9 protein-coding genes are annotated in these 11,249 nt (G+C 62.4%); 3 read left to right on the top strand and 6 right to left on the bottom strand.

Translation table 11 applies throughout. The annotated features are described in order from the left end of the window. Positions 1–234: 234 nt before the first annotated feature. From VNN77_11010 to VNN77_11000, 3 genes are all read right to left on the bottom strand, one after another. Positions 235–1,599: an ammonium transporter gene (locus tag VNN77_11010; protein HXG51925.1), complete on the bottom strand. Its 1,365-nt coding sequence runs from the start codon at positions 1,597–1,599 to the stop codon at positions 235–237. 212 nt (positions 1,600–1,811) lie between these two features. After that, positions 1,812–2,750 (bottom strand): 4-hydroxy-3-methylbut-2-enyl diphosphate reductase, encoded by a 939-nt coding sequence (ispH, locus tag VNN77_11005; GenBank protein HXG51924.1) that lies wholly within the window; start codon positions 2,748–2,750, stop codon positions 1,812–1,814. A 177-nt stretch (positions 2,751–2,927) separates the two neighbouring features. After that, complete coding sequence (locus VNN77_11000) at positions 2,928–4,016, bottom strand: hypothetical protein (protein ID HXG51923.1); 1,089 nt, start codon at positions 4,014–4,016, stop codon at positions 2,928–2,930. Positions 4,017–4,085: 69 nt separating this feature from the next. On the opposite strand from VNN77_11000, the gene VNN77_10995 reads away from it, so the two are divergent. From VNN77_10995 to VNN77_10985, 3 genes are all read left to right on the top strand, one after another. Next, on the top strand, positions 4,086–4,289 hold the full coding sequence (locus VNN77_10995) for a cold shock domain-containing protein (GenBank protein ID HXG51922.1): 204 nt from the start codon (positions 4,086–4,088) through the stop codon (positions 4,287–4,289). Between the two features lie 60 nt (positions 4,290–4,349). Then, positions 4,350–5,015, top strand: a complete 666-nt coding sequence (locus VNN77_10990) for a class II aldolase/adducin family protein (GenBank protein ID HXG51921.1) — start codon at positions 4,350–4,352, stop codon at positions 5,013–5,015. Between the two features lie 82 nt (positions 5,016–5,097). Continuing rightward, complete coding sequence (locus VNN77_10985) at positions 5,098–7,137, top strand: thioredoxin domain-containing protein (GenBank protein ID HXG51920.1); 2,040 nt, start codon at positions 5,098–5,100, stop codon at positions 7,135–7,137. A 285-nt stretch (positions 7,138–7,422) separates the two neighbouring features. On the opposite strand, the gene VNN77_10980 is transcribed toward VNN77_10985, so the two are convergent. From VNN77_10980 to mnmG, 3 genes are all read right to left on the bottom strand, one after another. Next, complete coding sequence (locus tag VNN77_10980) at positions 7,423–8,310, bottom strand: ParB/RepB/Spo0J family partition protein (protein HXG51919.1); 888 nt, start codon at positions 8,308–8,310, stop codon at positions 7,423–7,425. Continuing rightward, positions 8,282–9,082 (bottom strand): AAA family ATPase, encoded by an 801-nt coding sequence (locus VNN77_10975; protein ID HXG51918.1) that lies wholly within the window; start codon positions 9,080–9,082, stop codon positions 8,282–8,284. The genes VNN77_10980 and VNN77_10975 overlap by 29 nt, the downstream gene beginning before the upstream one ends. 119 nt (positions 9,083–9,201) lie before the next feature. After that, positions 9,202–11,067: a tRNA uridine-5-carboxymethylaminomethyl(34) synthesis enzyme MnmG gene (gene mnmG, locus VNN77_10970; protein HXG51917.1), complete on the bottom strand. Its 1,866-nt coding sequence runs from the start codon at positions 11,065–11,067 to the stop codon at positions 9,202–9,204. Positions 11,068–11,249: the final 182 nt, after the last annotated feature.

Here is an 11,249-nt window from a genome sequence, read left to right as displayed (position 1 = left end):
CCTCCTCGAATAACTCCCCCGTCAGCTCCGAGGCCGGCACCGAAAAATGCTGCCAAAGCCCGGGTACGTCCACAAACTTGAAATCCACAATCTCCACCCGGTTCTTCTTCACCAGATCCAATACGTCCTTCACGCTCATTGCTCTTGCTCCTCCCTCAATCTCGACGATTCTGCAAGCGAAAATTTTGTTATCATATTCTCCCGGTCCGGGCTACCCCTTCGCCTCCTGAAGCTCTAGGAGTAACCGCGCTCGTTGTGCTGGCTCAAATCGAGGCCCATTCGCTCTTCCTCCTCGGCGACCCTGAGGCCCATGGTCGCCTTCAAGATTCCCAAAATCACGGCGGTAAGGGTCACGGCGAGAACGATGGTCGCCAACACTCCGATCAGCTGAATGCCAAGCTGCCCCGGATTGCCGAAAAACAACCCGTCGTTTCCCGCGGGGTTGACCGCCTTGCTGGCGAAGAGCCCGGTGGCGAGCGCGCCCCAGGTTCCGCCGACGCCGTGGACGCCGACGACGTCGAGCGAGTCATCGTAACCGAAACGGCTCTTCATGTTACAAGCGGTATAGCAAAGCGCGCCGCCGACCGCGCCGATCACGATCGCCGGGACCGCGCCGACGAAGCCCGCCGCGGGCGTGATCGAAACCAGACCCGCCACGGCACCGCTGGCCGCGCCGAGGGCCGTCGGCTTGCCGCGCGACAACCACTCAGCGAACATCCACGAGAGCGTTGCCGCAGCCGTCGCGGTGTTGGTCGTCATGAAGGCGATGCTCGCCAGGCCGTCGGCCGCCAGGGCGCTGCCGGCGTTGAAGCCGAACCAGCCCACCCAGAGCAGGGATGCCCCGATGACGCTGAACGGCAAGTTGTGCGGCGCCATTGTTTCGTAGCCGTATCCGATCCGCCTGCCGAACATCATGGCCGCCACCAGCGCGGACGCCCCCGAGCTGATGTGCACGACCGTTCCTCCCGCAAAGTCCAGCGCCCCGATCGCACCCAACCAGCCCTTTCCCCACACCCAGTGCGCCAGCGGGTCGTAGACGAAGGTCGCCCAGAGAAGGATAAAGACGAGAAAGGTGCTGAATTTCGCCCGCTCGGCGAAGGTGCCGGTGATCAGAGCCGGGGTGATGATGGCGAACATCATCTGAAACAGCATGAACGCCAGATGAGGCACGGTCGGGGCATAGTCCGCGTTCGGCGCCGTTCCCACGCCCTGCAACCCCACCCACGCGAGGCTTCCGATAATCTTGCCCAAGTCGGGGCCGAAAGCGAGGCTATAGCCGAACAGGACCCACTGCAGGCTGATGAGAGCCACGATGATAAAGCTCTGCATGATGGTTCCGAGGACGTTTTTTCCGCGCACCAACCCGCCGTAAAACAGGAAAAGCCCGGGAATGGTCATCATCAGCACGAGAACCGATGAAGTGAGCAGCCAGGCGGTGTCGCCTTTGTCGATCTGGGGAGGAGCCGGTGCCGCCGCCGGCGCGGAAGCTGGAGCGGCAGACGGCGGAGCGTCCTGAGCGTAGGAGACCAACGGCAGGGAAACCAGAATCAGCAGCCCGATTGCAACGAATCTTATCCAACCCGGCGGTCGTCTTCTCACGGCCATTCCCCCTTTACGAATGACGCCAAAATTCGCCTTGTGGAGCTGTGGACGGCTGCTAGGCGGAGAGCAACCGATGTGCCATCGGCTGAGGGAAGAGGGCCTCGAAATATCAGAGAGTTACCGACCGAGGGGATTTCCGCTTCTGAACGCTGCTGCTTAGAATCTAGGCGTTTGCCTAGGCAGTGGGCAGCGGTGGCGCCCCAGGATTCTCACGTAGCCGGCAAGACCTCCGGCGGCAGGGCGAAGTGAATGTTCTCCTCGACGAACCCGGCTTCGGTGACTTCCGCTCCCAGGGCCCTGAAAAATTCCACCGTTTCGCTTACCAGGCTTTCGGGAACGGAAGCGCCCGAGGTGATTCCCACGCGCGAGACGCCTTCGAGCCACCGCGGATCGATGCCGCGGTAGTCGTCGATCAAGTACGCGGCGGTGCCTTGAGCGCGCGCGACGCGGCAGAGCTGGTTCGAATTTTCGCTGTTACGCGAACCGATCACGAGCACGAGATCGACCGATCGGGCGAGCCCTTTGACCGCGTCCTGGCGGTTTTGCGTGGCATAGCAGATGTCCTCTTTTGCAGGGACAACCATCGCCGGAAACCGCTGCGCCAGCGTCTCCAGGATCTCGCGCGTATCGTCGACGCTGAGCGTCGTCTGCGTGAGCACGGCGACTCTGTCAGGGTCCGGCACGGAAACCGCGCGGGCCTCGGTCACGCTCCCCACGACCCGGACCCGATCCGGAGCTTCCCCGCTGGTCCCGACGATCTCGTCGTGCCTGTCGTGGCCCACGAGGATGATCCAGAATCCCTGGGCGGCAAAACGCCGCACCTCGCGGTGCACCTTCTCGACGAGAGGGCAGGTGGCGTCGACAACGAGGCTTACGCCGCGCTCTTTCGCCCGGCGCCAGACGTCCGGAGAAACCCCGTGGGCGCTGAAAATCAGCTTGGCGCCGACGGGAACTTCTTCGATGGACTGAACGAACCGCACGCCCCGGGTGGTGAAATCACGCACCACGTGGACGTTGTGGACGATTTCGTGGAACACGTAGATCGGCGCGCCGTGCTTTTTGAGCGCCCGCTCCACGGTTTCAATGGCCATTTCTACGCCGGCGCAAAAGCCGCGCGGCTTGGCGAGAACGACCTTCTCGACTGACATGACGCCTCAGATCCAGTCTGGATGAAACTCTCCAGGCTGTCAACCAAGGCCACCTGGGACCGGAGAAGAGGAGACAGGGAGCTGGCTCCCGTCGGCCGTTTGGCGCTGGTTCAATCGCGCAACGATTCCAGAGCTCAATGTGAAAGCCAGAAGCTGGAAACCGGGAACCGAAAACCGTCAACCAGGCCTGCCGTCGAGCACGTCGAGGATTCTTCGTGCGGCGACCGCCGCCCCGTCGAGCGCCACCTCCGGCCAGTGGGGCTCGCGCGCCAGAAGCCGCTCGAGATAGGGGACGAGATTTCCCGCGAGAAGATCGCTTCGGGGAATGAACTCCGCTGTGGCGCATTCGCGAAGCGCCTGCACCAGCCTGGGGTATTCCGCGAAATCGCCGCGATCGGTGTAAAGCACGGCGACGCGGTGCGCGATGGCGTCGGCGACAATCCCGTAGCCGGGCTTGGTGACGATGACGTCGGCGGCCCGGATGATGTCGGCGTAGCTGTGTTGGGCCGGGGGAAGGGTGAGCAGATTCCCGCGGCGGCCGACGTCGTCACCCGTGGTTATGAAAAGATAGTCCCGGCAGAGGCGTAGCTCTTCCCACGGCAACCGGCGCAGGCCCAGCCCGCCGAAGCTCAAAAGCACGGCTTTCCTCTGCGGCGGCAACCCCAGCCGCCGCCTCGCCTCCTCGCGTGAGAGGACCGACCTCCGGGCGATCCAGGGAATCGACTCGATGCGCTCGAACGGAGCGCCAGCGCAGGAATAAGGAAGCGCCAGAGCGAGGGTGGCGCGGCGGTACTGCCCGTCGATCTCTTCGATGAGCGGGCGGAAGCCGGGATGGGCCTCGACATAGCCGCTGTAGATGGCGCTCCAGGTAAAATTGGCGATCGCTATCGAGGGAATTGCGGCCCGCGCAGCCAGCTCGAATGCCAGCGGCGGGATGTCGCCGAGGACCAGAGCGATTTCGTTCGCCCGGATATAGGCCAGCTCCCGTTCGATCAGCTCTGCGGAGCGCTCGCGCCAGCGCTCCCACGCCGCCAGTGTGGCCGCGATATCGAGCTCCAGGCTGTCGCCTTGCACCATCCCCACGTCGATGGCGCAGCCGGTGTGAACGAGCCGGGCCTCCACTCCTCGGACCAGCCACTGCGGCACGGCGCCCCGGACGTGGACGGCAACCTGCGGCCGCAGCGCCATCAGGCGCCGCGCCACCTCGAGGGAGCGAACCGCGTGCCCGAAGCCGTGGCCCGTCAGGTAATAAAGAATTGCAGCCATGGCGCTTTGGGGTTATCTTCTAAAGATCCGGGGCGTCAATAGCAAGGAGCTTCGGCGGAGGGTTGGAGCATGACGGGGACCATCAAGAAAATCGTCCGGCAGAAGGGCTACGGCTTCATCGTTCCCGACGACGGGAGCGAGGAGGTATTTTTCCACCGCGGCAGCCTCGCGCCTCGCGTTCAGTTCGAGGACTTCAACGAAGGCGACACGGTACAGTTTCAGACCCGGCGGGGAGAGAAAGGCCCGGTAGCCTTCGACCTCAAGATCCGCTGAAACGCCGCCCTCTCCGCGCGGTCTTCCGGGACACAACTGGCCCGTCAGGGAAAAAAGAGCGTGAAGCAAGCATCCTCCCGGCTCGGCGCACTGAAAAAGGACTTCGTGGCGGCCTTGAGGATCGTGTCGCGCGAGGGCTTGAGCGATGCTTTCGCTCATTTGAGCGCGCGGCTCGGTCCCGACCGGATGCTTTTCATGCCCCGCAAGAGCCCGGCGATCATCAGAACCGCAGACCTTTTCATCGTGAGCCTCGAAAAACCGGTCCCGCAATCCGCGGTGCATCAGGCGATCTACAAAGCACGCCCCGATGCCGGTTCGGTGATTCACTTCCATTCGCCTGCCGTCATCCTGCTCAGCGTGGTGGGCCAGACGGTGCAACCGATGCACAATTACAGCGCCATTTTCTACGAAGGGGTGCCGCTGTTCGAGGGCACGGGGCAGGTCGAGTCCGCGGAACGGGCCGCCGAGATCGCGCGGTTGCTCGGCGGCGCCAAGGCGATCATCCTGCGAGGGCACGGTGCCGTAGTGGTCGGGCACAACGTTCCCGAGGCCTGCGTTCTCGCCCTCTACCTCGAAGAATCCGCGCGACTCCAGGCCGAGGCAATGAAGCTCGGGGCTCCGAAATTCATAACCGCCGCAGAAGCGGAAAGGATCGCGCGCCAGACGTTCAATCCCGAGTCGACGCTGAGAGCCTGGGAGCACTTCAAGGCCAAGGCGGCGAGCTGAGAGCGGCCGCTCCTGCGCTCCGGCTTGTTCCGCCGTTCTGGTGTGCTAGCGTGAAAACGAGGGTTTTCGAGCGGGAGCCGCCATGGCAAACAAGCCTGCCAATCGCCTGTTGCACGAGACCAGCCCTTACCTGCTTCAGCACGCGCACAACCCGGTGGACTGGTATCCCTGGGGACCCGAAGCGTTCGCCAAAGCCCGCGCCGAGAACAAGCCGATCCTTCTGAGCATCGGCTACTCCGCCTGTCATTGGTGCCACGTGATGGAGCGGGAGTCGTTCGAGAACGAAGAGATCGCCGCCCTGATGAACGAGCTGTTCGTGAACGTCAAGGTCGACCGCGAGGAGCGGCCCGACCTCGACGAGATCTACATGAGCGCGGTGCAAATGCTCACCGGCAGGGGCGGCTGGCCGATGACGGTTTTTCTCACCCCCGAAGGCAAGCCGTTTTACGGCGGCACCTACTTCCCGCCGGAGGACCGCTACGGCATGCCGGGTTTTCCCCGAATCCTCAAGGCCGTGGCGGCGGCTTATCGCGACAGACCGCGGGAAGTCGGTGAAAGCGTGAGCCGCATCGTTTCCGCCCTGCAGGGCCTTTCCGCCTCCCGGGAAACGCAACGCCCGTTTTCGCCCGACATCATCGCGCGCAGCGTGGAGAAGCTGGCGGAATCCTATGACGCGGAGAACGGCGGTTTCGGTCGGGCGCCGAAATTCCCCCACCCCGGAGTCTACGAGCTGTTTCTCCGCCAGCATCACCACGGCCGCGACCCGCGCCCGCTGGAAATGGTCGTCCACACGCTCGAAAGGATGGCGAACGGCGGCATCTACGATCAGCTCGGCGGCGGCTTCCATCGCTACTCGGTCGATGAAAAATGGCTGGTGCCGCACTTCGAGAAGATGCTTTACGACAACGCACAGCTGGTTCGCATCTACGCTCTCACCTACCGCGCGACCGCAAACGAGCGGTTCCGCGAGGTGATGGAGGAGACCGTCGATTACCTGCTGCGCGAGATGGCTCACCCCGAAGGGGGCTTCTATTCGACACAGGACGCCGACAGCGAAGGGCGCGAAGGAGAGTTTTTCCTCTGGACCGCGGACGAGGTTCTGCGCGTGATCGGAGCGGACCGGGGAGAGATCTTCTGCCGCATCTACGACGTCGGCGACCCCGGTAACTTCGAGGGGAAAAGTATCCTTCATCGGATTCTGAGCCCGGAGCAGGCCGGCAGGTATTTCCGCATGTCGCCGGGCGAGCTGACCGCGCTGCTGGAGGAAGCGAGACGCGAACTGTTCGCGGCGCGCGAGCGGCGCGTCAAGCCTTTCCGCGACGAGAAGATCCTTGCATCCTGGAACGGCCTCGCCCTGTCCGGACTGGCCGAGGCGATCAAGGTCTCGCCCCGGCCGGCCTATCTCGAGGCGGCGCGCCGGACCCGTGAATTCCTCCTCTCGAAGCTCGTCCACGACGGGCGGTTGCTCCACGTCTACAAAGACGGCACCGCCAGGCTCGCTGGCTACCTCGACGACTACGCTTTCCTCGGCCTCGGGCTGCTCGACCTTTACGAGGCGACTCTTGAGCGCTCTTGCCTCGAGCGGGCTGAGGAACTCGCGGAACAGATGGTGAGCGAGTTCTGGGACGAGAGCGAAGGAGCGTTCTTCTACACCGGCCGATCCCACGAAACGCTGATCGCGCGGCCCAAACCCGCGTTCGACGGCTCGATCCCTTCGGGCAACGCCGCCGCAGCGCATCTTCTGCTGCGTCTGTCGTACTATTCCGGCAACACGGCCCACGGGGATAAAGCAGAGCGGGTCCTGCGCTGCTACTATGAGGCCATGGAAAGCCAGCCTTTCGGCTTCGCCCACATGCTCTCAGCTCTCGATTTCCACCTGAAGAAGCCCAAGGAGATCGTCGTGGCGGGGGGGCTGGAGGAGCCGCGAACTCGCCAGTTCCTGGACGGTATCCGCGCGCTCTACCTGCCCAATGCCACGCTGCGTCTTGCTTCGGCCGGAGAGCTTCCGCCAGGAGCGGAGGCGCCGGCGCCGGGAAAGGCCGCGGCGTACGTCTGCCACAATTTCTCCTGTTCCCTGCCGGCGACGGACTGGCCGTCTCTAAAAACGCTGCTGGTTACGTAGTTATCAGCGAGAGACGAGGAACCCGGCCAACGATCCTTCAAACCGTTCAAGCCGTCCGAAGCGGACGGGAATGTTGGACCGTCGAGCTGCGGGAGGTTGAACCCGGATTCCGCAATCGAGAAACAAGGCGAGGCAACCAAAAGGGTTGCCACTCCCAGGCCGCGTCGATCGCGGCTGAAATCCGCTTCGTCACCGTCTCGAACCGGAAACCGCCAAAAGAAACCCTGAAACCGGTATTTCCCGCTTCCGGGCGCTCTTTCAGGCCGTGGCCCACCCGGAAGCGAATCAGGCGGAGGCTTCCGCTTCCTTGCGGGTGATCCTGCTGACGATGCGTTCCAGATCGGAGAACGTGTAATACTCGATCTCGATCTTTCCGCGGGTCGACCGCGCTTTGGGAATCAGCCGAACCCGCGTGCCCAGCAGCCGCTGAAGCTCCTCGACGACGGCGCGCAGATCGGGGTCCACCGCCTGGCTCTGGCGCCGACGGCGACGGCCCGAGAGAAGATTCCGCACCAGCTTCTCCGTTTCGCGAGTAGAAAGACCCTTCGCGATCACCTCGCGGCACGCCGCGATCATCAGCGCTTCCACGTGCAACCCGAGCAGCGCCCGGGCCTGCCCCGCGGGAAGCTTCCCGGAGGCGACCTCTTCCTGGATCTCCGCGGGCAATGATAGCAGGCGCAACGAGTTGGCGATCGCCGGCCGGCTCTTGCCGACCTTTTCCGCCATTTCCTCCTGGCTCCACTGAAACTCCTCCTGGAGGCGGCGGTACCCGTTCGCTTCCTCGATCGGATTGAGGTCTTCGCGCTGGAGATTCTCTATGAGCGCGAGCTGCAGCGCCTCGTGGTCGCTCGCCTGGCGAACCACGACCGGAACCTGCGTCAGCCCCGCGCGCATCGCGGCACGCCACCGGCGCTCGCCAGCGATCAGCTCGAAGCCGCTGTCTTTCGGGCGAACCACGAGCGGCTGGATGATTCCCTGATTCCGGATCGAAGCGGCCAGCTCTTCCAGGGTGGCTTCGTCGAAGGCGCGGCGCGGTTGAAACGGGCTCGGCGTGATGCGGTCGATCGCGACCTGGAGGGGGGCTCGCTGGCCCGGCTCTTCCACTCGTGGTTCAGGCGCGCCGGGAATCAGCGCGCTCAGGCCTTTACCTAATCCCCTTTTCGGCAGTGACATCCATTTCTCCACGACCGAGCAACTCCTTGGCAAGCGCCAGATAATCCTGCGCGCCGGTGCACAACGGATCGTACAGGCAAATGGGCTTGCCGAAGCTCGGGCTTTCGCTCAACCGCACGTTTCGACGGACGATGGTCCGAAAAAGCTTGTCGGGAAAATGCGCTCGAATCTCCTCCACCACCTGATGCGACAACCGGTTTCGCCCGTCGAACATCGTCACCAGGATCCCTTCCAGACGGAGAGACGGATTGAGGCTCCGCTGAACCAGGCGCAACGTGTCGAGCAGGGCCCCGAGTCCCTCGAGGGCGTAGTACTCGCTCTGAATCGGCACCAGGAGGGAGTCGGCCGCCGTAAGCGCATTGAGCGTCAACAGCCCGAGAGACGGCGGGCAGTCGAGCAAAATGAAATCGTAAGCGCCCCGCATCGGGCCCAACGCCTCTTTCAGCCGATATTCCCGCCGGTCCGCCACCGCCAACTCGACTTCGGCGCCAGCGAGGTCCGTGGTTGCAGGCAAAAGAAAAAGCTGGGGTATCTCCGTGGGGGAGACCACCTCGCCAAGCACGCGGTTGCCGCAGAGAACGTCGTACACCCCCCCTTCAGTGCGACCCCGAGAAAATCCCAGCCCCGTTGTGGCGTTACCCTGGGGGTCGAGGTCGACGATCACCGTGCGCTTCCCTTCGACGGCAAGCGCTGCCCCGAGATTGACCGCTGTGGTGGTTTTCCCGACGCCTCCCTTTTGATTGGCTACTGCGATGAGCTTGCCAAAAATCATAATAAAATCAATAACTTAACTGAAAGTGCCTATTACTTTTTATCACAGATGGTCACTGAATAAAAGAAAATTCTTCACGTTTCACGTGAAACGGCAGCAATCGTCACCGGCAAACCCGATTACCGTCGCCTCAGATGGACGGAAAGCAGCGAGATCGCAGCTGGCGTCACACCAGAGATCCTGGACGCCTGTCCCAGAGACCTCGGTCGAATTTTGCTGAGCTTTTCCTGAACCTCTCGGGAAAGACCTTGAATGCTGGAGAAGTCGAAATCTGCCGGAAGCGCAACCGACTCCATCTTGCGAAAACGGCCGACCAGCTCCATTTGTCTCTCTACGTATCCGGCGTACTTGATTTCGACTTCGGCCTGGAGAGCGATGTCGAGTTTTAACGAGGCAAGCGCCGGAGCGAAAAGCTCGGCGAGGTTTGTGAGCGAGATCTCGGGACGCTTGAGCAGCTGGTCCAGCGAGACCGGACTCCGCAACGGCGCGGACCCCAGAGCCTTGAGCTTTGAGTTGGTCTCGTTCGTGGGACGGATTTGCGTATTGCGAAGATAATCCAGCAGGCGTTCCATAGCTGCTTTTTTGTCGGCCAGCCGACGGTACGCCGCCCCGCTTACCAGCCCGATCCGGTAGCCGATTTCGGTCAAGCGAAGGTCCGCGTTGTCCTCGCGCAGCAGCAGTCGATACTCGGCCCTTGACGTGAACATCCTGTAGGGTTCACCGTCCGTCCCTTTGGTCACCAGGTCGTCGATGAGGACTCCTATATAAGCCTGGTCCCTTGACAGCACCAGCGGAGGCTCGGCGCGCAAGCTCAATGCGGCGTTGATGCCGGCCATCAGCCCCTGTGCAGCTGCCTCTTCGTACCCGGTCGTCCCGTTTATCTGACCGGCGTGGTACAGGCCGGCAACGAGCTTGGTTTCGAGAGAAGGATAGAGCTGAAGCGGGTCGACGTAATCGTACTCGATCGCATACCCAGGCCTCATGATTTCGGCCTTTTCCAGACCCTCGATCGAGCGCACGAAGGCCAGCTGAACGTCAAGCGGGAGACTGGTCGAGAGCCCGTTTGGATAGAGTTCCACCGTGTCGAGCCCTTCTGGCTCCAAGAAGATCTGATGTCTGGGCTTGTCGGCGAAACGAACAACCTTGTCTTCAATGGACGGGCAATAGCGCGGGCCACGGCTCCTGATCACCCCGGAATACATGGGTGATCTGTGTATCGCCGACCGTATGATCTCGTGAGTCCGTTTATTGGTGTATGTGATATGGCACGGGACCTGCGGCTGTACGATAGAATCGCTGGAGAAAGAAAACGGCGTGGGTTTTTCGTCTCCGTACTGAATCTGTAGCCCGGAATAATCCACCGTCCTTGAATCGAGCCTGGGACAGGTGCCGGTTTTCAGCCGGCCGAGCTTGAAGCCCAGCTCAGCCAGCGACCCGCTCAAGCCCTGAACTGCAAAATCGCCGGCTCGCCCTGCCGGATAGTTCCGGTCGCCAATGTGAATCAACCCCTTCAAGAACGTTCCGGTCGTAAGGACGACCCTTGCCCCCAGGAATACTTCTCCGATTTGCGTTTCTACACCCTTAACACGGCTACCTTCCACGATCAGCTTCTCGACGCTGCCCTGTCGCAGAGTCAGGCCCGGACAGCTCTCGACCACACGCTTCATCCGCTGCCGGTAAAGAGCCTTGTCCGCCTGCGCCCGCGACGCCCTTACGGCAGGACCTTTTTTCGTGTTGAGCGTGCGAAACTGTATCCCGGTTTCGTCGATCGCCCGCGCCATTTCGCCGCCGAGGGCGTCGATTTCCTTGACTAGGTGTCCCTTGCCGATCCCTCCGATAGCGGGGTTGCACGACATCTGACCGATGTGGTCGAGGTTCAATGTGAGCATCAGGGTCTTGCAACCCATTCGTGCGGCGGCGAGCGCCGCCTCTATGCCGGCATGGCCTGCGCCTACGACGATCACGTCATACTGGCTGCTATTCATGTTTCACGTGAAACGTATAGCTCGACCGTTACCACAGCGACCGACGGGGGTTAGAGGCTATCAAAGGGGCCCCGTTGTCGAGCCTATAAGTCAAAGGGTGCCCCTTGAACAGGGAGCACACGGCCGCCCGAAGGCTTCCAAGTCGCGCTCACCCCCGAGCTCCTCAACAAAACGCCAACGGT

The sequence above is a fragment of the Candidatus Zixiibacteriota bacterium genome, assembly GCA_035574315.1.
GTDB lineage: Bacteria > Desulfobacterota > Binatia > UBA9968 > UBA9968 > DATLYW01.
This window is presented reverse-complemented; position numbering and strand designations above follow the sequence as displayed.